Annotated in this window: 22 protein-coding genes; 15 read left to right on the top strand and 7 right to left on the bottom strand. The window is 60.9% G+C overall.

Translation table 11 applies throughout. The features are described from left to right. Window positions 1–91: 91 nt before the first annotated feature. Entirely contained in the window at window positions 92–649 is a 558-nt protein-coding gene (locus tag KJA79_RS19275) for a hypothetical protein (RefSeq protein ID WP_213043720.1), read from the bottom strand. Continuing rightward, window positions 631–1,707 (bottom strand): HEAT repeat domain-containing protein, encoded by a 1,077-nt coding sequence (locus tag KJA79_RS19270; RefSeq protein WP_213043719.1) that lies wholly within the window; start codon window positions 1,705–1,707, stop codon window positions 631–633. Before KJA79_RS19270 ends, KJA79_RS19275 begins: the two co-directional genes overlap by 19 nt. A 114-nt stretch (window positions 1,708–1,821) precedes the next feature. Here KJA79_RS19270 and proC point away from each other — a divergent pair, with 114 nt between their 5' ends. Beyond that, window positions 1,822–2,652 (top strand): pyrroline-5-carboxylate reductase, encoded by an 831-nt coding sequence (gene proC, locus KJA79_RS19265; protein WP_213043718.1) that lies wholly within the window; start codon window positions 1,822–1,824, stop codon window positions 2,650–2,652. Between the two features lie 15 nt (window positions 2,653–2,667). Beyond that, window positions 2,668–2,862: a cupin domain-containing protein gene (locus KJA79_RS19260; RefSeq protein ID WP_213043871.1), complete on the top strand. Its 195-nt coding sequence runs from the start codon at window positions 2,668–2,670 to the stop codon at window positions 2,860–2,862. A gap of 112 nt (window positions 2,863–2,974) precedes the next feature. Here the strand turns inward: KJA79_RS19260 and KJA79_RS19255 are convergent, their stop codons facing one another. The 4 genes from KJA79_RS19255 to KJA79_RS19240 all read right to left on the bottom strand — a co-directional run bounded on the left by KJA79_RS19255 (window position 2,975) and on the right by KJA79_RS19240 (window position 8,436). After that, window positions 2,975–4,207, bottom strand: a complete 1,233-nt coding sequence (locus KJA79_RS19255; RefSeq protein ID WP_213043717.1) for a glycosyltransferase family protein — start codon at window positions 4,205–4,207, stop codon at window positions 2,975–2,977. 130 nt (window positions 4,208–4,337) lie between these two features. Further along, window positions 4,338–5,654: a hypothetical protein gene (locus KJA79_RS19250; RefSeq protein ID WP_213043716.1), complete on the bottom strand. Its 1,317-nt coding sequence runs from the start codon at window positions 5,652–5,654 to the stop codon at window positions 4,338–4,340. After that, window positions 5,611–6,573 carry a hypothetical protein gene (locus tag KJA79_RS19245; RefSeq protein WP_213043715.1) on the bottom strand — a complete coding sequence of 321 codons (963 nt, stop codon included), beginning with the start codon at window positions 6,571–6,573 and terminating at the stop codon, window positions 5,611–5,613. Before KJA79_RS19245 ends, KJA79_RS19250 begins: the two co-directional genes overlap by 44 nt. 210 nt (window positions 6,574–6,783) lie before the next feature. After that, window positions 6,784–8,436: an alpha-keto acid decarboxylase family protein gene (locus KJA79_RS19240; RefSeq protein ID WP_213043714.1), complete on the bottom strand. Its 1,653-nt coding sequence runs from the start codon at window positions 8,434–8,436 to the stop codon at window positions 6,784–6,786. 200 nt (window positions 8,437–8,636) lie between these two features. Between KJA79_RS19240 and KJA79_RS19235 the strand changes: the two genes are divergently transcribed. Together KJA79_RS19235 and KJA79_RS19230 are read left to right on the top strand one after the other, a co-directional pair. After that, entirely contained in the window at window positions 8,637–9,833 is a 1,197-nt protein-coding gene (locus KJA79_RS19235; protein WP_213043713.1) for a class I SAM-dependent rRNA methyltransferase, read from the top strand. 4 nt (window positions 9,834–9,837) lie between these two features. Beyond that, window positions 9,838–11,841: an OPT family oligopeptide transporter gene (locus tag KJA79_RS19230; RefSeq protein ID WP_213043712.1), complete on the top strand. Its 2,004-nt coding sequence runs from the start codon at window positions 9,838–9,840 to the stop codon at window positions 11,839–11,841. Window positions 11,842–11,876: 35 nt separating this feature from the next. Here KJA79_RS19230 and KJA79_RS19225 read toward each other — a convergent pair whose 3' ends face one another. Next, window positions 11,877–12,347, bottom strand: coding sequence for a helix-turn-helix domain-containing protein (locus KJA79_RS19225; protein WP_213043711.1), 471 nt, complete (start codon window positions 12,345–12,347; stop codon window positions 11,877–11,879). 176 nt (window positions 12,348–12,523) lie between these two features. Between KJA79_RS19225 and KJA79_RS19220 the strand changes: the two genes are divergently transcribed. The 11 genes from KJA79_RS19220 to KJA79_RS19170 all read left to right on the top strand — a co-directional run bounded on the left by KJA79_RS19220 (window position 12,524) and on the right by KJA79_RS19170 (window position 21,011). Continuing rightward, window positions 12,524–12,865, top strand: coding sequence for a hypothetical protein (locus KJA79_RS19220; protein WP_213043710.1), 342 nt, complete (start codon window positions 12,524–12,526; stop codon window positions 12,863–12,865). A gap of 66 nt (window positions 12,866–12,931) precedes the next feature. Next, window positions 12,932–13,750, top strand: coding sequence for a TrmH family RNA methyltransferase (locus tag KJA79_RS19215; protein WP_213043709.1), 819 nt, complete (start codon window positions 12,932–12,934; stop codon window positions 13,748–13,750). A 152-nt stretch (window positions 13,751–13,902) separates the two neighbouring features. Then, on the top strand, window positions 13,903–15,264 hold the full coding sequence (radA, locus tag KJA79_RS19210; RefSeq protein WP_213043708.1) for a DNA repair protein RadA: 1,362 nt from the start codon (window positions 13,903–13,905) through the stop codon (window positions 15,262–15,264). 17 nt (window positions 15,265–15,281) lie between these two features. Further along, window positions 15,282–16,130, top strand: coding sequence for a LolA-like protein (locus KJA79_RS19205; protein ID WP_213043707.1), 849 nt, complete (start codon window positions 15,282–15,284; stop codon window positions 16,128–16,130). Continuing rightward, a complete protein-coding gene (gene tsaB, locus KJA79_RS19200) occupies window positions 16,127–16,948 on the top strand; it encodes a tRNA (adenosine(37)-N6)-threonylcarbamoyltransferase complex dimerization subunit type 1 TsaB (protein ID WP_213043706.1) in 822 nt (273 codons plus the stop codon). Before KJA79_RS19205 ends, tsaB begins: the two co-directional genes overlap by 4 nt. A 27-nt stretch (window positions 16,949–16,975) precedes the next feature. Continuing rightward, window positions 16,976–17,476, top strand: a complete 501-nt coding sequence (gene rimI / locus KJA79_RS19195; protein WP_213043705.1) for a ribosomal protein S18-alanine N-acetyltransferase — start codon at window positions 16,976–16,978, stop codon at window positions 17,474–17,476. 72 nt (window positions 17,477–17,548) lie between these two features. Further along, complete coding sequence (locus KJA79_RS19190) at window positions 17,549–17,764, top strand: HP1242/YdcH family protein (protein WP_213043704.1); 216 nt, start codon at window positions 17,549–17,551, stop codon at window positions 17,762–17,764. Between the two features lie 99 nt (window positions 17,765–17,863). Beyond that, window positions 17,864–18,634, top strand: a complete 771-nt coding sequence (tatC, locus tag KJA79_RS19185) for a twin-arginine translocase subunit TatC (RefSeq protein WP_213043703.1) — start codon at window positions 17,864–17,866, stop codon at window positions 18,632–18,634. 34 nt (window positions 18,635–18,668) lie between these two features. Next, window positions 18,669–19,745 (top strand): ligand-binding sensor domain-containing protein, encoded by a 1,077-nt coding sequence (locus tag KJA79_RS19180; protein ID WP_213043702.1) that lies wholly within the window; start codon window positions 18,669–18,671, stop codon window positions 19,743–19,745. Between the two features lie 18 nt (window positions 19,746–19,763). Further along, window positions 19,764–20,273, top strand: a complete 510-nt coding sequence (locus KJA79_RS19175) for a peptidylprolyl isomerase (RefSeq protein WP_213043701.1) — start codon at window positions 19,764–19,766, stop codon at window positions 20,271–20,273. Window positions 20,274–20,321: 48 nt separating this feature from the next. Next, window positions 20,322–21,011, top strand: coding sequence for a hypothetical protein (locus KJA79_RS19170; RefSeq protein ID WP_213043700.1), 690 nt, complete (start codon window positions 20,322–20,324; stop codon window positions 21,009–21,011). Window positions 21,012–21,132 lie beyond the last annotated feature (121 nt).

Below are 21,132 nucleotides of genomic sequence, written 5' to 3'. Positions count from 1 at the left end.
AGCCGATGGAGAAATAAAATCTGCAGGTGTTCGCGAGGTCGAGCCTCGGAGCGATGCGAGAACGAAGCCGGCCGCGCTTTTCAACGGCTTGCTAGCTTGGGCAGCGAAAGTCCCACTGCATCGATTCCAACAGGGTTGTCCAATCGTCCGTTGTCTGACGAACAGTCCCCAGACGAGCCGCGTCTGATTTCGCGGCAGGAGCTGGAATCGCCTGACTGAGGCCCTCTTGCGCATGCTGTAGTTCGAGCCGCGCAAGCTGAAGGCTCCCGCAGACGCCTGCCGAGGCCGGGAGTTCCCCGCCGGCCCGCCTGAACAGGGCGATGGCGCGATAACCATGTTCCTGCGAGCGGTACAAATGTTCCGCAGTCTTGAAGGTGTGTTGCAGCCCGGCCTCGGTTTGGCGTTTGGCCAGTTGGGCCGCCATCAAGGCCGCGCGGCCCATGCTCATCGCCGCACCTTCTGCGTCGTCATTGCCCATCGCCTCTTCCGCTTTGGCTCGTAAGCGGTCGAGTTCCGCCTCTTCCCCCAGGACTTGCGCCTGCCCCGTGCCCACGACAGTGACTAGGAGGAGCGTCGCCAAGACCCGAGCGGGGATGAGACCCCGATCCCAAGCCGTCGTCGTGGTCGCGCCTACTGTACGTGTTCCCACGTGTCGATTTGCTTGATGCTCCAATTGACGGCTTCCTTTAACTTCACCAGGTTCGGATCGGGGTCGTTTTCGTGGACCTTGTAGAGTGACTTCTGAAGGGCGAACAGTGGCTCATAAGACTTCATGTCCGGTAACTTTCCCAGCGCCCACGCCACCTCAGTCTTTACCGCGATATCATCGGTGTTCAAGGTTTCGAGCAATGGATCCACAATGGTGAAATCACCGTGGAGCGCTCCGACGATACCCAAGGCCTTTGCCGCGGGTGCCCGTAAATCCGGCGCGCCGTTCTTCATCGTCTTGATCAGCACCGGGATCGTCTCTTTCTGCCCGATATTGCCCAGTGCCAAGGCCGAGGCTTTTGCAATACTGCGGTCAGTCCCGTTCAAGCCGTCCAGGAGACGCGGAATGGCTTTGACGGAGAAGAGCTCGCCGAACAGGGACACCAGCTTGACCTTGCGCGCGACGGGAGTTTTGGGATCATCATAGAGTCGAAACAGCCGTGCCTCCTGCCCCCACTCTGCGGTGATGAGGGCGGGGAAATCGTAGTCTTCCAGGCGGGCCTGCAACTTGGCCATGGTGAACGCGGTTGGATCTACGGCTTTGGCCAGCGTCGCGGCTGCCTGGGCATCGTCGAAGTCCGTTCGGACTTCCTTCCGCCAGGCCATTTTCTTGCCGTTGAGCAGATAGCCCAGTTGGCAGGCCGGTCCTTTCCAGATGCGCGAGGGCGAGTCGGGGAGATCGGCATCACTGCCCATGGTCGTGCTGCCCTCCCACGTCTTTTTCTGCTCGCACTTGATCTTGAGCTCGGCATCATAAGGTTGAGCGGCATCCGTCACCGGCGTGTAGTCGAACTCTTTCATGCGCGCGGCGACCACGTCGACGAGCGGGCCTGGCTCGATGGGGCCTTTATCCGAGAGGGCCAGCACGGTGATCAACACGCGATCGATCCGTTCCATTTGACTCTTCTGCTCGGCGGTTAAGGCGTCCCGGCGAGCCCAGCTTGGTTCGCTGGGCAGGAGCAGTACCCCGAGGATGACAAGCGAGAGGATGCATCTCATGTCGGCTCCGATCTGCTGGAGGTCGAGGATCGCAACGCTATTGGTCACTCTATAACAACCCCGTTCGGCGGTTGCAAGTTGCGCCGGCTGGAGGGCCGTCCGTATAATCGCGCCATGTTGACTGGACGACAGATCGGATTTGTCGGCGGCGGCAACATGGCCGAGGCCTTGCTGGCGGGCCTGTTGCGAAAAGGCCTGACCGGGCCTGAGCGTCTGACTGTCAGCGATCCGCTGGTTTCCAGACGGGAACTGTTGGGCCGCAACTTCGGCGTGGCCGTGACGGACGACAATCAGGCGGCAGTCCGGGGGGCGGAGATCGTGGTGCTCTGTGTCGAGCCGCAAGTGCTTGACGACGTGCTCGCGGAACTCGGGCCCTCCCTCGAGTCGCATCCGCTGGTGATCTCGGTCGCGGCCGGGTACCCCTTATCCCGCATTCAGGACAGGCTCGTGGGTACCACCAGACTGGTCCGTACCATGCCCAATACGCCATCCGCCATCGGGGTGGGCGTGACGGCGATGAGCCTGGCGGCGGGCTTGTCAGCGGCGGATCGTCAGGCTGCCGAGCAGTTGTTCGAATCGGTCGGCACCGTTGTGGTGGTGGAGGAGCGGTTGATGGATGCCGTCACCGGTCTGAGTGGAAGCGGCCCGGCCTATGTCTTCGCCATGATCGAGGCCCTTGCCGACGGGGGGGTGTTGTCGGGATTGCCTAGGGGCACTGCGCAACAGTTGGCGGCGCACACCGTGGCGGGAGCGGCCCGCATGGTGCTGGAACAGGGGGAGCATCCGGCTGTGTTGAAGGACCGGGTGGCCTCGCCCGGCGGGACGACGATCGTCGGATTGTCTCGACTGGAGCAGGGACGGTTGCGGGCGACGTTGATGTCTGCCGTTGAAGCGGCCACGCAGCGATCACAGGAATTGGGCAAGGCGGAAAACCATCATCTCTAACAAGGAGCGCGTCTCGTGCAATATTGGGTGAAAGTCGTGTTTGCCGATAATCAGGAGCTGATGGTGAAGGAGGCGATCCGTCACACGATCAGTGAGGATATGGAAGTACTCGAAGTGGATACGGCCAAAGAAGTCATCATCGTGCCGATGAAGCAGATTAAGTACATCGCTTGTGATGCCACGGTATTCGCGCAGAAGGCGAAAGGGTAGTAATGGTAGGTGCTGTTGTACGCTCCCAGCAACCTGAACACGAAGATGAGAGCCGCCGAGGGGAGCCACCCCTCAGTTGTGTGCGAAAGCTTCTTTAGGGTTTCCCCAGTCGCTACACCCGATCCCCGACCGGGTCCCATTCGTGGTCTCGCTCGACGGCGCTGGTCAACCGTTCGAAAATATCCGGGATGGCGCCGGTGACCCGACTCCAGTTTGAGATCATCGGGACCCCGAGCGGGTCTTCGAGAAACGCCTCCGTGGCGATCTTCATGCCCTTCAAGAACACTTCCACGGCCATCCGCTCCGCGTGTCGATCGAACTGCAGGCTGTTGATCGCAGCATCGTTCTGATACCGCGTGATAGCTTCCTGCGCAGACTGCAGATAGGTCGCGCGTAAGGTTTTGAGCACGCCTTCCGACAGCACCACACCTTCGCTAGCCAGGTTCCGGAACAGTGACTTGGTGATGTCCACACACATTTTCTGCAGTCCCTGTTCGGCATTGTCCGCCGACAAGCCTTGGTGCTTGTGTTCGTAGGCGTCGGCGATATCGGCTTGGCAGATTCGCCTGAGCGCGCAGTTGCGATAGATTTCGGAGAGGACGCCGACTTCCAGTCCCCAATCGCCGGGCACTCGGTTGATCCAGGCCAGATCGCGCACCATGGCAAATTCTCCCGCGAGCGGGTAGCGAAAGCTGTCGAGGAAGGTCAGCAACGGATGGGCGCCGGCTACCTGCTGGAGGCTTCGAATCAGCGGCGTGAAATACAGGCGTGTCACCCGGCCGTGCAGGCGATTCGTCACCCGGCTGTAATAGCCCTTGCAGAATTCGTAACCGAGATTGGGGTTGACGATCGGGTAGCAGAGTCTGGCGAGGTACTCCCGATTGTAGCTGAGAATGTCGCAGTCGTGCAGCGCGATGACATTGCTCTGGCCCCGGGCTAGGACGTAGCCGAAGGCCATCCAGCAGCCCCGGCCTTTGCCCTGCAATCCGGTGTCGAGTTCGGCGTGGGCCAGCAGTTTGAGGATGTCTTGAATGCCGGTTCCGTCGTTCCAGACGATTCGCACCCGTTGGGGCAGCACGGAGAAAAACTGTTTGGCCAGGCGGAACTCCAGGGCTGAGGCGCGATCCAGCGAAATGACGATTTCGTTGACGTACCGGATGTCCTTCAGGACTTCGACGATGTGTTTGAGCGCGGGGTTCTCTAGCTCGGAATAAAGCGAAGGCAAGACCAGGGCGATCGGGTTCGTCGCCGCATGTCGTTCCAGTTCCTTTTCGAGTTGATCGAGATTGGATGCGCCGAGGCGGTGCAAGACGGTCACTAGACCGTTCTGATGAAAATCGGACATGGTCCCTCCAGTGCAGGGTTTGGAGCGGATACTGGTCAGCAAATACCCGGCACGGGTAGGGACTGGTTCCACCGTTCGAGGCGGACACCGACCGTGCCGAGTGGGTGAATGCGCTGAGAGGAGATCGCTGCTACTGAGCCGGAGGCATCGCTTTGCTGGTGACGACCGACTTCACGATCTTGGCTCGCTTCACGGACTCCAGAAACCGGTCCGGCGGTTCAGGATTCGGCAGATTCACTTCGACGGAATACCAGCCGGACTTCATCGGGCCTTTTTTGATGCCGTTAATTTCCTGAACCAGATCCTCGATGCTTTTTTCGGTGGTGCCGTCCTGGAATGCAACCCAGAACATGAAGGCCTGCCGATCCGCTTCGCGAAGCGCGTCCGAGACCGGCACGGCAGTCGGCACTGCGGTCGGCACCGGCGTGTCCTTCGGCGGATCATTCTTCGCCACGACCGTGGGCTTGGGGGCGGCGGCGTTGGCTTTGGCGACTTCCAGCGATGTCAGCGCCAACCGGGCATGCAGTTCGCGATTGCGGCTCTCCAGCAGGGCCACTTGCTTGATTAGTGTTTCGTTGACCGACTTGATCGACTGTAGATCCTGCCGCACCATGTCACGATCCGCCTCGACCGCACTTACCGCCACGCGCATGCCGGTCTGGACTTCCTGGGCCACATCGGTTTTGACGGTTTTGAGATCTTCTTGAACGGCCACGACTTGAGAGCTCAGCTTTTGCTGCGTATGCGCGACGGTGTCCACGAGCGTATTCAATTGCGCGATCCGGTCCTGTTCCGCGCGGGATACGGCCATGGCTGTCGACTGGGCCTCGACCAGCTGGGCCAGTTGCCGGTGCACTTGGTCGATCTGATCCTGCGTCGATTGCCGCGCCGCCAACTCTTCCTCCAGCTGGTGGGCGCGGTCTTCGGAGCCCAACCAATTGGGGACCCGCTCAGCCAACAACGCGACGACCCCCACCGCGAGCACGACCTGGGCGAACGTGGTGGCCATGGTCCACACCGGGACGATCGGCGCGGCGGTAGAGGCCGTGCCGGTCGGCAGTCCGATGGCGGAGACGACATGCGACCACCACCCTGGAGCGACTTCGTAGCGCAACTGGAGCGAGCCGCCGTCGAAGTGGTTTTGGATGTTGAGGATCAGGCTGCCTTTTCCGACCGGCAGACGCAAGCTTCTCTGGCCTGCTTCCGGAGCGACGCATCCACCGAGCAGCACTCCGGACTCGCTCCGGATTTCAAGGTGCTGAATGCTGCGATCCTTGATCGTGTAGGCGAAAGTGGGGTTGGGCTGTGTACAGTTGAGCGAGCCGACGCGCTCGTGGTTGACCAGCACCTGGAGAAATCCAGGGCGTTCCTCAGCCGCGCGTCGCGGTTGATCATCCAGGGCGTCAAGCAGATGTGCGCGATAATCGTTGAGCTCTGGTGTGTCCATGTTGCCGTCCTCCCCGATCGCCGCCGAAGAGAGCCAAGACGCCTCCCTTTTTCAGCGGATGTATATGCAAATTGACCTGCGGCTTCGACCCGCTGCTCAGCTCGGCCTGCCGGCGATCCGCCACCTCAAGGAAGCAGTCGCGGCAAAAGGCCAAGTGCCACACGCGGTAGTCGTGGCCGTAGTCATCATGAAAGAGTTGTCCCCACTTCTGTTCCGACAAGCAGGGATAATGCTCCGGTTCGCTTTTTCGATAATGAGACTGCAATACCGGCATCAGCCGGTCGACTTCATTGTTCAGGTGGTCGGGTCTGGTGCGCAGTTCTTCCTCGAGCACCTCGATTTCCGATCCGGTCAGACCGGTTTCGTTCATCGTGCGCTGCCATCCCGATTGCCGCCACCGTTCGAAGTTCTTGTAGACCCGCTGGCTTTCGGCCTGTCCAAAGCCCAAGAGCTTCACCACATGGGCCTGGCTGAACCCGTAGAAGTGGTAAAAGAGGGCGATCAACGCATCGCGGCTGACGACGGCGCGCGACGCCAGGCCATCGAGAAACCGTCCCACCGGGGTCAGCAGTTCCTTGTGGTAACACAAGGGATCCGGTTGACTGAACGACTTTGCGATCAAGCTGTCCAGCAGGAAGAAGGGGCGGCAGGGGACTTCGGTGCGACCGAACACCACAAACCGTTCCACCAACTCATAGCCCCAGCGGAGCGCCAATTTTTCGTGGGTGATGTCGTCGCCCCACTGATTCGTTTCACGGAGGAAGCGCTTGGTTTGACTGGTCGCGCGGTCCAACAATTCCGGGAGCGATTTCGTGACCAACTCATCGAATTCGCGTTCTGTGGTCACAACATTGTTGAGGCGCGCGGAAAAAATCTGACCGTCTCGCATGGCCTTTCCATCCGGCATCTTGGACGTCATAGTGGCGAATTCCCCGACGAATAACAATTCGACAAGTCCGCCTCTAGAAGACCATATTTGTCCATGAAGGGTCAATGGGGGAAAAGGCCTCAACCCCGCACTGTATCAGGGTGAAACAGGCCTCCCCAGGATTCGCAACCGGGCTCTCACGAGAGAGGAACGACGCTTCACGAACGACGGATTATGAGGATGGCCTTTTTCCGCATCCTGCTAGGGACGGTCGGTGGAGAGCCGTTTGGCCAGGCGTCTGGCGAGGCGCATCATGGCCGGGGAACGGTCAGACGGATCGAGTAGGACATTGATGACATAGGGCTGGCTGGGGTCGGCCAACGCCTTGCCCAGGGTTTCGACGAATTCCCCGTGGGTGGCGACCCGCGAGCCTTGTCCTCCGCCGATGAGTTCGCAGATCCGCTCGTAGCGCCATTCGTGAATGTCGTTGAACGGGCCTTCCAGGATCTCGCGTTCGGTGGAATAGCCGTGGTTATTCAATACGATGACCACAGGAGCCTGCCGATACCGAACCGCGGTGGCCAGTTCCGATCCGGTCATCTGAAAGGCCCCGTCTCCGACCAGAACGATGGGCCGGAGGGACGGATCGGCAAACCCGGCCCCGATGGCGGCGGGGACAGCAAACCCCATCGAGGTGTAGTAGGCAGGCGACAGAAACTCAAACCGCCGGTGGACGTGGAGATCGACGGAGGCAAAGAGCGACTCTCCCACGTCGGCGATGACCAGCGTTTTTTCCTGCAGCACCGTGTCGAGATGCCGGAACACGCCCTGCAAGCTCACGGCAGCGTGGGCGGGTGGCATCGGCTCCTCGGGCTTGGAAGTCGCCGGCAACTGCGGCGAAGGAAAGGAGGGCAGGGACGCCTTGGCCAGGCCCTTGACGAAATCCTCGAACAAAATGGAGTCATACCGATGATGTTTGATCGCCACCCGATCCGCCGTGGCGTGGATGGTGTGGCCGTCTGAGAAGAGGGCGCTGCGGGCATCTAAATCTTCGACGTCTGACAGAATCGATCCCAGGATCAGGAGACAATCGGTCTGGTTGACGAACTCCTTCACTTCATCGCGGGCCACCAGGCCGCTATACACGCCGACGTACAGGGGATGGTCTTCGCGAATGATCGACTTGCCGAGCAGCGTCGAGGCGATCGGCACATTCAACCGTTCGACGAGGGTGGTGAGCTCATCATGCAGTCCGAACCGGCCCACTTCGGCGCCTGCCAGAATCACCGGACGTTTGGCCGATTCCAACATGGTGCGGACTTCGGCCAGGGCTTCACGCAGGGCGGCCTTGTCGGTCGGTTCGTCCACGGTGCTGGTCTTGTGAGACGTGTACGCCAGCGGCACATGAACCATGTCGCGGGGAATTTCGAGATAGATCGGGCGCCGATAGCGCAGCAGGGCTGCAAAGGCGCGATCCATTTCACGCTCCGCCGTGACCGGGTCTTCCAGGCTGACCGCCGCAACCGTCATCTTTTCGAACACCTCTCGCTGGGTCGAGAACTCGCGCACCATGTGGTGGAGGTAGGGGTTGCGGGCCCGCTCCGATAGCCCCGGCGAACCGGTCAGGAGTACGACCGGCGATCGCTCGGCATAGGCGCAGGCAATGGCGTTGACCGTGTTGAGTCCCCCGACACAATAGGTGACGCAGAGGGCGCCGATGCCGTTGATGCGGGCGTAGGCGTCGGCGGCAAAGCCGGCGCAATCCTCGCGTGTCGTGGCCACGTGTTGAATCGGCGAGGACTCCATGAGTTTGTACAGGCCCAGCACGTAATCGCCGGGAATGCCGAACATGTGGCGGACGCCCAACCGGTGAAGTCGATCGAGCACTGCGGTGCCGATAGTATGTGTGGTCATAGATGTCAGCCGCTCCCTGGTGACTCACCGCTCGCTGTCTGCGCTTCTCGCAGCAAACCATAGGTGTGGGGGAACGTCAAGCGCAGCGTCTCCATTGGCACCATTGTGCGCCGGTTGCTTCGCCGCGCCGTTTCAGGCACCCTCGTGTGCCGTTCGCTGCGCCGCGGCGATGCTCATAGCTACTGGATGTACGGATGACCATGACTCAACCTGTGACCGGTTCAACTGCAAAAGTTCTGCTTACTGCCGAGCGTGACCAGCCGCGATACTACGGTCACTTGTGGGTGTTCGATACGAATGTTGCCGAGGTCCTGGGCACGCCGGCGCCCGGGGATCTGGTCGATGTGTATACACATCGGAAACGATTCCTGGGGCGAGGCCTGTACAACCCCCATTCCAAAATCCGCGTCCGACTGCTGACCTTTCAAGAGGAGCCGGTCGACGAGGCGTTTTTTGCCGCGCGTCTCCGTGCCGCTGCGGCGCTCCGTCGCACCGTGACGCCCCATGCGAATGCCTGCCGTCTGGTCCACGGCGAGAGTGATCTCTTGCCGGGCCTGGTCGTGGACCGTTTTGCCGATGTAGCGGTGATGCAAACCCTCGGCTACGGCATGGATGTGCGGAAGGAACTCTTGGGTGATGTGTTGACGCAGGAGGCGGGCGTAAAGTCCGTCTATTTGCGCAACGATGCGAAAAGCCGGGCGCTGGAGGGGCTGCCGTTGTCGAAAGGATTTCTTCGCGGCGAGGGGCCGACGACGGTACACATCCACGAGGGCAAGGCCCAGTTTACGGTCGACATTGCGGAGGGACAAAAAACCGGATGGTTTTGTGATCAACGCGAGAATCGGCTGGCGGCGGCGGTCTATGCCAAGGGAAAGCGCGTGTTGGAAGCGTTTTGTCATACTGGCGCGTTCGGTATGCAGGCCGCGCTGGCGGGGGCGCAATCCGTCGAGGGGCTGGATGTCAGTGCGGCAGCGGTCGCCTTGGCCCAGGCCCATGCGGAGCAGAATCGCGTCGCGTCCATCTGCACCTACCGGCAGGCCGATGCCTTCGATGAACTGCGAGTGCTTGAACGGAACCAGCAACGGTATGATGTGGTCATTCTCGATCCACCCGCGTTTGCGCGCAGCAAGAAGGCCGTGCCCCATGCGTTGGCCGGATACAAAGATGTCAATTTGCGGGGCCTTCGTCTCTTGCAACCGGGGGGCGTGCTGGTGAGTTGTTCCTGCTCGCAACCGGTAACCGATGACGAGTTTTGGAAAATGCTCCAGTCGGCCGCGCGCGATGCACAGCGACAGATCCGCCTCTTGGAACAACGCGGTCAGGGGCCGGACCATCCGGTGCTCGCCGGCATGCCGGAGACACGGTATCTGAAATGTCTCATCGTCCAGGTGTTGTAAGGCCATGAGGCGTGAGCAGGAGGCATCGACGGAGGCCGCGGACGTTCCGCTGGTTCCGCCTTCTGTGTCGCTGCCTGAAATCACGCCGAAAGCAGTGGTCCTGTCCGTGCTGTTGGCCGCCGTGCTGGCGGGTGCGAATGCCTACCTTGGGCTGTTTGCGGGCATGACGGTGTCCGCGTCGATCCCAGCCGCCGTGGTGTCCATGGCGGTCCTGCGTCTGTTTCGTCGTTCAAACATTCTGGAAAACAACATCGTACAGACCGCGGCCTCATCCGGCGAGGCGTTGGCGGCCGGGGTGATCTTTACGATTCCGGGTCTGGTCCTTCTCGGCTATTGGGAGTCCTTCGACTATTGGCAAACCGTGACCGTGTCATTGGTGGGTGGGGTGCTGGGGGTGCTGTTCACCATTCCCTTGCGTCGTGCCTTGATCATCCATGCTCGACTGCGGTTCCCCGAAGGCGTGGCCACGGCGGAAGTGTTGAAGGTGGGGGCGACCGCGGATGCGCAGGCGGGCGGGCCGGTTCGGTTGTTGCTGGGAGCAGCGGCGTTGGGCGGTGGATTTAAGTTTGCCGAAGGGGGATTCAAACTCTGGAGCGAATCGTTGGAAGGGGCGCTTCAGCTTGGCCGCTCGACATTCTACGGAGGGCTCAATCTGTCCCCGGCCCTGGTGGCGGTGGGGTATATCATCGGTCTGCATACGGCCACTGTGGTGTTTCTCGGCGGGGCCATAGGCTGGCTGGTGCTGTTGCCGCTGCACCAGGTAATGGTGCCGCCACCGGAGGCACTCACGGGGGTGGTAGCCGCGAAGGCCACCTGGAGTGGGCAGATTCGTTACATCGGGATCGGTGCCATGCTGGTCGGTGGCGTGTGGACGCTCATTCAAATTCGCGGTCCGATTGTGCAGAGTCTGCAACAGTTGATGGCGCTGTACCGGACTCGCGATGCATCCCGTTCCCAGGGGGGCCTCCCACGGACTGAGCAGGACGCAGGGGTCGTCTGGTTGATCGGACTGACGGTCGCTTCGCTGCTTCCCATGTTGCTGTTGTACCGGGGGCTGCTGGGCCAGAGTCTGTGGGGTGGAATCGGTCTGACCCTGCTCATGGTCGTCGCGGCGTTTCTATTTTCCGCCGTGGCCGGATACATGGCCGGCCTGGTGGGCAGTTCGAGCAATCCGGTATCCGGCGTGACCATCGCGACGATCATGCTCGCCTCACTGCTGTTGCTGGGCATCATGGGGCAGGGCAATCCGGCCGGTCCGGCTGCGGCGTTGCTGGTCGGAGCGGTCGTCTGCTGTGCTGCTGCCATGGGCGGCGACAATATGCAGGATCTGAAGACCGGCCACCTGGTCGGCGCGACTCCTTGGAAACAGCAGGTGATGCAAGTCATCGGCGTGGCAACCGGTGCGGTCGTCATCGTGCCGGTCCTGTCGTTGCTGCAGGCGAAGTACGGGATCGGGGAGGTCACGGAGGCGCATCCTCATCCGCTCACGGCTCCTCAAGCCACGCTCATGGCGAAGCTGGCCAGCGGTGTGTTTGGGGGCTCGTTGCCCTGGCATCTGCTCGTGTTCGGGATGCTGCTGGGGGTGGCGGTCATTCTGTTGGACACCCGGCAGGCCCGGCGGCAGGCTGAACTCCGGTTCCCCGTATTGGCCGTGGCACTGGGCATGTATCTGCCGCTGAAATTATCGGCCACCATCCTGCTCGGAGGCTGTCTGGCGGAGTGGGTTCGAAGGAGACGATCGGGAGCAGGGATGTCGACGGAGGATCGGGGCCTGCTGTGCGCCGCCGGATTGGTCACCGGCGAAGCACTGGTCGGGATTCTGTTAGCCCTGCCGATTGCGCTGAGTTCGGTCTGGCCCTCACTGTCGGGCGATCCCTTTCAGCTCTTTGCGGCCCCGCCATGGGGAGGCTGGCCCGGGCTCGTGGCCCTGGCCCTGGTCGGCCTGGTCCTCCTGCGATCCGCTCAATCGAACCATGGGACCGGGAAGAATCCGACAGCGGCCGGCTGACGGAAAGGTGTGATCCGGAGGATGGCTCGGCGACGTCAGTCGCTGGGCGGCTCGAAATGTCCAGGCGGGCGGGATTGCCATGGAACCGTGGCCTGTTTGGACTGTTTGACCAGACTGCGCAGACTCACTTCCGCGGCGCGGAGGAGTTTCGGCTCTCCACTTTGAATCAGCGCGGTGAGGAGCACATACAGGGTACGCTCGTGGCCCGCGGCCAGTAGCAGTCTGTCCAACACCGGATCGGCCCCGGTCAAGGTAGAGAGGGACAGCCCTTCCTCTTCATCGTCCTTACACAGGAGATCCAACTCGCTGGGGTGGATAAACAGCCAGGGGAGCGGAATGTTCAGGGCTCTGGCCAGCGCTTCGAGCGTCGAGGCGTTCGGATCGGCTTGTTCCGTCTCCAGCGACTCCAGAAGGCTTGCATCAATGCCAGCTCGGTGGGCGAAGGCCTGTTCGGAACATTTGTGAGACAGCCTCCAGGCACGAATCAGGGATCCAATGTGTGGCATGGCCGCGATCTTACTGCATCGCGTTTCTGCCCTGCAACCCATTGATTCTTTAAGCCGTTCCGCACTTGTCTGCAACATCAATACTTTACGTCCCATTCTCCTAGGTAGAACAAAGACGATGAAATCGGGTAGAATGGCCCGTTGGTATTGATATTCTCAGCGAGGAGGATCAGCCGATGTTAGGAACCGACATTCGCGGCATCATGGCCGAAGAGGAAGAAGTCCAGCGGCGGCAGGAAGCCTTGCAGTCTTTGATGTCGATGCGTGAAAAGCTCCTGCGGGAATCCTTGGAGGCGCGGATTAAGCGGGCACGTGGAACGGGAGACTGGACGAACCTGTCCCCGGCGGAATGCGCCAGTATCTATAAGGAAGAACGTGTGCACCTTCGTGCGCAATTGGAGCGGCTGAAGGCCGAACGGGATCGTACGCGCGGCAAACTGTCGGCTCTCAAGCGGGCGAAGGTACGCGCGCAACGCATCCGTGCTGCGGAAGCCGCGTCCGGCAAGAAACGCAAATAGCGCGATGGCAGGGGCTCGGCCGGACGGGCCGGGCTCCCTGCCGGTTCGGCTCCTACCTGGGTAACTTTGACCTCCTTACTTCGTATCGTTTCACGTAACTTTCTCTCGCACATCCGGGACGTCATCAAGACCAAGCGGACCCGCGACCGCGAACGAGTCTTTGTACTCGAAGGCACGAAGCCGATCGTGGAATTACTGCGCGCGTCTCCCAATCGATTCGTCTGTGTGATTGTGGTGCCTGGGTTTCTCGAGCGCCAATCAGAGGACATTAAGAATCTCTTCCTGGAAAGCCGGGTGACGCTCTATGGCTGTCCGGAGGACACGCTGGCTCAGTTGTCGCAGGTTGACACGTCCAACGGTGCCTTGGCAATCGTCCATCAACCGACGTGGGACCAGGCCGCCATTGTGGCGCAGCCCAGGATTTTTGGCTTGTACGGCGATATGCTGCAAGATCCGGCGAACATTGGAACGATCATTCGTACGGCGGCGGGGTTCAATGTGAGTGCCCTCTGGATGGCGCCCCATTCGGTTGATGTCTTTAATCCGAAAGTTGTGCGCGGGACCGCCGGTACGCTCTTTCAGCTTCCGATTTTTTCTCACACCCCCGTGGAGCAGTTGCTCCAGCTCGGATGTACGATCATGGCAGCCGACGTTGAGGCCGGTGAAGGGACGGTCCCCATTCGATCGATCCGAACGTTACCGGCACGAACCATCGTGGCAATCGGGAGCGAGAGTCGGGGACTATCAGAGGCGGTACTTCAGGCTGCGACAGTCCGCTTTACGATTCCGCTGCGGCCCGAGGTCGAGTCCCTCAATGCTGCGACCGCCGCCGCCATTGCACTCTTCTACTTTTCGGGCCTGCCAAGCGCGCCTCCGCACTCCTGAAATCTCGGTTCTCCTGCCTGACCATTCGGTCCCAACAGGCCAGGTGTCATTCTCATGGAGTGCAGCGCCCGTAAGCCTCTGTCCTCCTTCCTTTTTCTGTCTGGTTTCCTTTACGATGGGCTGAGATTTCTGGAGAAGGACGACCCGGGCGGATGAAAGAAAAAACCACGTTTCATTGTCAGGCCTGCGGCCATCAGGCGCCGCGTTGGCTCGGTCGCTGTCCCGACTGCGGGGGCTGGAACAGCTTCAAAGAAGAACGGGTGGCCTCGGCTCCGAAAGGCCGTCAAAGCCTGGTGAAAGCGGCCGTGGCCGTCGCAACCCCCATTTCCGACATTGAAATCGTGGGTGAGCCCAGGCGGAGCACCGGCCTGGGAGAATTCGACCGCGTCTTGGGCGGCGGGGTGGTGCCCGGCTCCGTCATGTTGATCGGCGGCGACCCCGGTATCGGCAAGACGACGTTATTGCTCCAGGCGCTGCCGCTGCTGGCAGAGGCGGGTGAGCAAGTCTTGTACGTATCCGGCGAAGAGTCCCCCCGGCAGATCAAGATGCGAGGGCAGCGTCTCGGCATCGACGGCAAGCATCTGCTGATCCTCGGGGAAACCTCGCTCGAACAAATTCTGAAAGCCATTCAAGAGGTGAAGCCGGCGGCCGTTGTCGTGGATTCGATTCAGACGGTCTATACCGAGCAACTCACCTCGGCCCCCGGAAGCATCAGCCAGGTGCAGGAAGTGGCCGGTCAGTTGATGTGGTTTGCCAAGCGAAATAACGTGCCGGTGTTTATCATCGGGCATGTCACAAAGGAGGGCGCCATCGCCGGCCCGCGTTTGCTGGAGCACATCGTCGATACGGTCCTGTACTTCGAGGGCGACAAAAGTCATAGCTTCCGCATTTTGCGCGCGGTGAAAAACCGGTTCGGGTCCACGAACGAGATCGGGGTGTTCGAAATGAAGGACGGCGGGTTGGAGGAAGTCAGCAATCCGTCCGAACTGTTTTTGGCCGAGCGGCCTCAGCGCAGCACCGGCTCTGTGGTGGTGTCCAGCCTGGAGGGAACGAGGCCGATTCTCGTCGAACTACAAGCACTGGTGTCGAGCACGAATTATCCCATGCCCAAGCGGATGGCCAATGGGGTCGAAGCCAACCGTCTGTCGCTGCTGTTGGCGGTGATGGAAAAGCGGCTGGGCATGCATCTCTCCGGACAGGATGTCTATGTGAACGTCGTCGGCGGCATACACATCGATGAACCGGCGATTGATTTGGGGATCGTCGCCGCCGTGACCTCGAGTCTGCGCGAGTGCCCGATCGATTTTACGACGTTGGTGATGGGGGAAGTGGGCCTCGGCGGCGAGGTGCGGGCCATCAGCCAGGCGGAATTGCGTATCCGCGAGGCGGCGAAGATGGGCTTCAAACGGTGTCTCCTGCCGGAACGGAATGTGGCGAAGCTGGACCCGGTCGAGGGCATTGAATTGGTCGGCATCAGGGAAGTGGGGGATGCGTTGGATGTGGTCCTGGCGTGAGGGACGTGACAAGTAACATGGAATACGTGAAACGGGCGCGTGACTTCGTCTGTGCTCTCCTACTGTGCAGTCTCACGGTTTCCGGTTGTGCGCTGTTTGGCCCGAGTGAGACGGTCGTTCTCAAGCAAGCCACGGCCGAACAACTCACCGCGCTGCTGCAGGAGCAGGCCGGAGAGGTGCGCACGATCAAGGGACTTTTCAGCGCTAAAATCACCGGCGGCATTCTCCCCATCGGCCAGAGAGTCCAAGGTACCGTGTTTTATCAGCGCCCGAATGCCATCCGGTTGCGGGGGTTTTCGGCGGTGGGGAGTGAAATTTTCGAATTCGTGCAAATCGAGGATCAGTTCAAGCTTCGCCTCCCCACCATGGGGCGGGAAGTAACTGGGCGTCCGTCCGAGGCCGATCAACTCGGGAAGCTTACGCGCCCGTTTCAGTTGAGTGTCTGGGCCATGAGCGGCATTACCGGTACGCAGGCTGTGGGGCCACAGGAACAGGTTCGTGTGTCGGAAGACGGCACCCGCTATCGACTCGATGTGTTGACGGCAGCGGGGCCGAACGGTGCGGCACCGTTTGTCAGCCGGCGCATCTGGTTCGATCGCCGCAACTTGCTGGTGGTGCAGGAAGAACGGCTGACGCCGACCGGCGAAATCGAAGCCACAATGCAATTTGATGACTATCGCGCGGTCGGGGCTGCGCCGGAGTTGACGCCGACATCGAACGGGCAGTCCCCTGCCGGCGAGAAGCGCATCATGCGCCCGTTTGCCATTCGAATGACCGATGGCCAAGGTTCAGGCAGTCTCCAGGTCACGTTTCACGAGTTGGTGCCGAATGAGCCGATCAAGCCGGGCGAACTGGGTCGGGTATGACGGCGCCATCGGCGGAACATCTGTTGGCGGTTGATACCGCGACGGCCTGGCAAAGCGTCGCCCTGTTGCGCGGCGAGCAGGTTTCGGCCTTGGCCGAACAGGACGCTGCCGGCTCTCACGCCCGTTCGCTGATGGGTGCCATTGATCGTGTCTTGGGCGAGACGGGCCTCCGGTTGACGGATCTCCAGGGATTAGCCGTGTCGATTGGTCCCGGCTCGTTTACCGGACTCCGTGTCGGTCTCGCGACCATGTTGGGGTTTCGGGCGGTGTTGGGAACGTCTATCATCCCGGTGCCGACGCTGGAAGCGATGGCGTGGAACCTGCGTGATGTCGAGGGGCTGCTGATCCCGGTGATCAAGAGCCGTCACAACGAGGTCTATTGGGCTGCCTATGAATGGCAACCTGGACAAGGATTGCGGACACATCTAGCCGAACAGGTCGGATCGCCGTCTTCCGTCGCCCGGGCATGCAAGGGTGTGACGGGCGTCACGCTGTTTGGCGATGGCTGGCAAGCCTATGGACAGGAAATCCGTCAGGCCGCGGAGGCGATGGGTGTGACAGTGCGGGAAGTCGATGCGGACTGTCAGCGTCCTTCGGCGGTCAGTGTTGGCCTGGCGGCGCGACTGCGCCTGGCGACTGGTCAGGTTGGAGAAGAGGCGTTGGTTCCGCGGTACGTGCAACGTACGGAAGCGGAGGTCAAGTTCGACGAACTGCAGGGCGTGTCAGCCCTCGAGCGGCGGCGTGAACGCGTGGCGAAGAAGCTGGCCCAAAGGAAAACGGGTGGCCGCACAGGTCGTGATTCGCGAGCCAAGTCATAGACAGAGAAGGGAAACCGGGCGCTGAATATGGCGGCAGATTCGGTCATCATCGAGCCGGCAACGGTCGACGTGCTGGATGAAGTCTTGGCCATCGAACAGGCTTGCTTCTCGGCCCCCTGGACGCGCAAAATGTTGGCGGCGGAATTGTCCGGCAATCAGTTTGCGCATTTTCTGATCGCGAAATGTCTCGATCCGCATTCAGGGGCACTCGTGATTTCCGGGTATTTCTGTTACTGGATTGTCTTCGAGGAACTGCGGTTGATGAACCTGGCGGTGCTGGCCCCGTTCCGCCGAGGAGGGGTGGCGAGCAAACTCGTGTGCACGGCGATTCGGGCTGGCCTGGAGCGCGGGGCAAATCGGGCAATGTTGGAGGTGCGGGCGTCCAATCAGGAGGCTCGTGCCCTCTATGAGCGGTTGGGGTTTCGCCAGACGGCGACGCGGACGCGGTATTATGTGAAACCTGAAGAAGACGCGGTGCTGATGGAGTTGGCGCCGCTGGAGGTGAGTGCTTTGTGCGGGCAGCCCTGAGAGCTGATTCTCCGGGCGGCGGGTAACACGACGGTCATCCACGAACGTATGTAGTCAACCAGGAGGTGCGACATGCAGACGGAGACGGCGATCACTGAGCGGTTACGGCGGTCCAACACAGAGTTCCGGGCGCTTGAAGAATCTCACCATCGCCTTGATGCGGAGCTGGCCGATCTTCAGCGGCGGCACGTGCTCACGCCGGCAGAAGAAGTACTGAAAAAACAACTGCAAAAAGAGAAGTTGGCCACCAAAGACAAGATCGCCGAGCTCATTCGGGCCTCGCGGTAACGCGGGGCGGGGATCCCGTGCCGAACTCGTCGTGCCGCTCCGCGCGGGCAGAGCCGGAAGCGACGGGTCGGAGAGACTGGGCGTTCGTTCAGACAGGCAATGCTCGCACCACTGGCCGCCCATATTCAGTCGCTGAAGAAGCGGCTGCTGATCATCGCGGTGACCTTGGGGGTCGCGTTTGCGACGGCGTTTGCGTACTCCGCGGACATGGTCGCCTGGCTGAACCGGCCGTTCCCCAATCAGTTGGTGTTCTACGGACCGACGGAGGCGCTCTTCGCTTCCATCAAGGTCTCGTTCCTCGCCGGCATCATCTTGAGCCTGCCGGTCGTCTTCTACCAGTGTTGGAAATTTATCGAACCGGCGTTGCTCCCTAAGGAGCAACGCTGGGCCATTCCCCTGTTCCTGCTGGCGGCCTTGCTCTTTGCGCTGGGCCTCGTCTTCTGCAACCTTGTCATCCTGCCGCTGGTCATCGACTTCTTCGTCAGCTTCGGTATGGATCGAGACATTACCCCGGCGTTGGGGGTGGGGACCTACATCGACTTCAACGTCAAGTTTCTGCTGATCTTCGGCTGCGCCTTCGAATTGCCGCTGGTTTTGACGCTGCTGTCGCGGGTCGGGGTGGTTTCGGCGGGGGCGTTGGCCCACTATCGTAAACATGCCATCATGGCGGCGCTGATCATCTCAGCCGTCGTGACGCCGGATGCCACGTTGTTCACGATGTTGCTGATGGCGGTCCCGCTCATGGTACTCTATGAGATCGGGATCATCGGCGCCAAGATCTTCGGGCGGGCGACAGGCCCGGCGCCCGACATGAATTTGCCGCTCGACCCTGATATACCCATTGGCACCGCCGGTCATCGCGTCCGCTGATCCGGCGTTCACAATTTGAAAAGGGTGGCTCATTATGCTGCGTCACATCATCGTGTTGACGGCGCTCTCAGTCGGCAGTCTGCAGGGGGTTGCGCAGGCCGTGTCCTTTTCTGGCGGCAATGAGAGCGGTGGGTCCTTGAAATTGGAGCAGGCGCATCCGGGCCAGGAGCCGGCAGGGTCCGCCGACATCGGCAATACGAGCATTCAAGCGTTGGCCGCCGGCGCCGGCGGCGTCATCTACGCCGGATCGTTCGGGATGGGCATTTTCCGCAGCGGAGACCGGGGCGCTTCTTGGGCATCCGCCAACGACGGCCTCACGGATCCCTTCGTGCTGTGTCTCACCACCGGAAAAGACGGGGCCATCTATGCGGGCACGTTTCGGGGCGGCGTCTTCCGCTCCCGCGACGCAGGGAAAACCTGGCAGGCGATCAACAAAGGGCTGAAGCGCCTCGAAATCAAAGCCCTGATGATGGACGCCAAGGGACTGTATGCCGGGACCGGAGACGGGGTCTATCTCTTGAATGCCGCACAGGATCAATGGAAGACGGTGAGTGCCGGATTGGACGAAATTCTCGTGCATGCCTTGGCGCGGACCGACGATGGGACGCTTTATGCCGGCACGTCCGGGAAGGGTGTGCACAGCTACAAAGAGCGGGGTTCGGGATGGACGCGTCTCCGGCAGGGCCTGAAGGACCATGAAGGCCTCGTGGAGAATTTTATCCGCGTGCTCGCCGTCGACAAGGAACAGGGTGTGTATGCGGGTACGTTCGACGGCGGGGTGTTTCGGAGCGGTGACGGCGGCAAAACCTGGTTGCCGATCAGCCGCGCCCTTCCGAACGATTCGATCCGCGGTTTGATCAGCAACGAGCGCGGGGTCTATGTCGCGACAGGTCGGGGCATTTTCAAGACCGTCGATAAGGGACGGCAATGGGTGCCGTTGAACAAGGGCCTGAGCAATCTGTCGGTGCAGGTCTTGATTGAGGGCGAACAAGGCGGCTTCTATGCCGGTACCAGCTCCGGTGTCTATCGCAGCGACGATGACGGCCTCACCTGGACCGCCGTGAGTCAAGGATTGGAAGGGGAGAGCATCGCGCCCTTCAAGTTTAACTGAGCGAGGAAAGGATACGAGATGTCGGCACAAACCAGTTCACCACAAGCCACCATTACCGTGACGTCGAAGAACGAGCCGTGGGGCCAGATTGTCCTACGCTTTTTCCCCGACGTGGCGCCGAATCATGTGAAGAATTTCGTCGACCTGGCGAAAAAGGGGTTCTACAACGGCACGACGTTCCATCGGGTCATTCCGGGGTTCATGATTCAGGGCGGCGATCCTAACAGCAAGAACCCGGACCGCGCGACGCACGGCATGGGGGGCCCCGGCCACAATGTCAATGCGGAGTTCAACAGTAAGCCGCACAAGCGTGGCACCCTCTCCATGGCCCGCGCCAATGATCCGAACAGCGCCGGATCGCAGTTTTTCATCTGCGTCAACGACGCGAACTTTCTGGATTGGCAGTACACGGTGTTCGGCGAGGTGCAGAGCGGGCTTGAGGTGGTCGACAAGGTCGTGTCAGCCAAACGCGATGGGCGCGACAATCCGCTGGAGCGTGTCGAAATGACGGTGACGATCACCGAGTAGCCTCAAGCGTCATTCGTGAAGCGTGAGAAGACCATAGTTTCGGCGAGTATGCCCAGGGGATTCTTGCGTTTCACGTTTCACGCGTCATGGGTGGTGCTCCTGTGCGTGCTTGCCGCCGGCTGTGCGATTCCTCAGGTTCCATCGAGGACCGTCTACGAAGATCCCGTCAATTTCGTCAGACTGGAATTGGATGCGAATGTGCTGCCGGAATGGCCTCCGGGGCATTTTACGCATCCGGCTCAGTTTTCTCCTGAACAAATCCGGCGTGTGTTGATGGGCCTCACCGTGCAGGAGCACCGGACGGCGCTGCAACGCTGGCTCGGGGGCGAGTCGCGGCGGTTGCCCATGTTTCGTGATGCAGAGATCACCATTCTGGTGCCGCAACTGGTCGAGGCGTTGCGGCTGGCCAAGGAAAACGAGCGAGTCACGTATTATCTGAGCCAGCCGCAGACATCGATCAAGCGCATCATCACCTCAGGCGGACTGTATGTCCGGGGGACCGAACTCCACTTCATTCTAGGCAACTGGCAGACCCTCTACGGTATCCCGGCCTACGGCATGATCTACGATCGGCGCTATCCGATGAACCCGATCATCTCCAAAGGCTTCGACCTTTTCTTCGACCTGGATCAAGCCAGGGTGCAGCAGACCACCAGCATCTGGGATTCGCTCCTCGCCAACACCAAGGACGAGCTGGTGATCGATCTCGCGATCGTGTTTCCCGGCCAAACCGTCTGACATTTCTATCGCGCGACGTGGAGGCGCTCACTGGGCAAGGCGGGGCATGTCTGACCCGCTGGGCTCCTGAGTCTGTGCTTAGAACGAACGGGGGGCGAGACAAGACCCGCAGCGGTGACGA

Origin of the sequence: Nitrospira defluvii (assembly GCF_905220995.1) — a bacterium.
Taxonomy (GTDB): Bacteria; Nitrospirota; Nitrospiria; order Nitrospirales; family Nitrospiraceae; genus Nitrospira_A; species Nitrospira_A defluvii_C.
Note: the sequence above shows the minus strand (reverse complement) of the source record. Positions and strands in the feature narration are given on the sequence as shown.

Excerpts from the sequence above, each read along its gene's own strand:
- tatC (WP_213043703.1), top strand. The coding sequence starts at position 17,864 with ATGCTCGCACCACTGGCCGCCCATATTCAGTCGCTGAAGAAGCGGCTG.
- KJA79_RS19240 (WP_213043714.1), bottom strand. The coding sequence starts at position 8,436 with ATGACCACACATACTATCGGCACCGCAGTGCTCGATCGACTTCACCGG.
- radA (WP_213043708.1), top strand. The coding sequence starts at position 13,903 with ATGAAAGAAAAAACCACGTTTCATTGTCAGGCCTGCGGCCATCAGGCG.
- KJA79_RS19220 (WP_213043710.1), top strand. The coding sequence starts at position 12,524 with ATGTTAGGAACCGACATTCGCGGCATCATGGCCGAAGAGGAAGAAGTC.
- rimI (WP_213043705.1), top strand. The coding sequence starts at position 16,976 with ATGGCGGCAGATTCGGTCATCATCGAGCCGGCAACGGTCGACGTGCTG.
- KJA79_RS19270 (WP_213043719.1), bottom strand. The coding sequence starts at position 1,707 with ATGAGATGCATCCTCTCGCTTGTCATCCTCGGGGTACTGCTCCTGCCC.
- KJA79_RS19175 (WP_213043701.1), top strand. The coding sequence starts at position 19,764 with ATGTCGGCACAAACCAGTTCACCACAAGCCACCATTACCGTGACGTCG.
- KJA79_RS19205 (WP_213043707.1), top strand. The coding sequence starts at position 15,282 with ATGGAATACGTGAAACGGGCGCGTGACTTCGTCTGTGCTCTCCTACTG.
- KJA79_RS19180 (WP_213043702.1), top strand. The coding sequence starts at position 18,669 with ATGCTGCGTCACATCATCGTGTTGACGGCGCTCTCAGTCGGCAGTCTG.
- KJA79_RS19245 (WP_213043715.1), bottom strand. The coding sequence starts at position 6,573 with ATGACGTCCAAGATGCCGGATGGAAAGGCCATGCGAGACGGTCAGATT.
- KJA79_RS19190 (WP_213043704.1), top strand. The coding sequence starts at position 17,549 with ATGCAGACGGAGACGGCGATCACTGAGCGGTTACGGCGGTCCAACACA.
- KJA79_RS19225 (WP_213043711.1), bottom strand. The coding sequence starts at position 12,347 with ATGCCACACATTGGATCCCTGATTCGTGCCTGGAGGCTGTCTCACAAA.
- KJA79_RS19230 (WP_213043712.1), top strand. The coding sequence starts at position 9,838 with ATGAGGCGTGAGCAGGAGGCATCGACGGAGGCCGCGGACGTTCCGCTG.
- tsaB (WP_213043706.1), top strand. The coding sequence starts at position 16,127 with ATGACGGCGCCATCGGCGGAACATCTGTTGGCGGTTGATACCGCGACG.
- KJA79_RS19170 (WP_213043700.1), top strand. The coding sequence starts at position 20,322 with ATGCCCAGGGGATTCTTGCGTTTCACGTTTCACGCGTCATGGGTGGTG.
- proC (WP_213043718.1), top strand. The coding sequence starts at position 1,822 with ATGTTGACTGGACGACAGATCGGATTTGTCGGCGGCGGCAACATGGCC.
- KJA79_RS19235 (WP_213043713.1), top strand. The coding sequence starts at position 8,637 with ATGACTCAACCTGTGACCGGTTCAACTGCAAAAGTTCTGCTTACTGCC.
- KJA79_RS19250 (WP_213043716.1), bottom strand. The coding sequence starts at position 5,654 with ATGGACACACCAGAGCTCAACGATTATCGCGCACATCTGCTTGACGCC.
- KJA79_RS19255 (WP_213043717.1), bottom strand. The coding sequence starts at position 4,207 with ATGTCCGATTTTCATCAGAACGGTCTAGTGACCGTCTTGCACCGCCTC.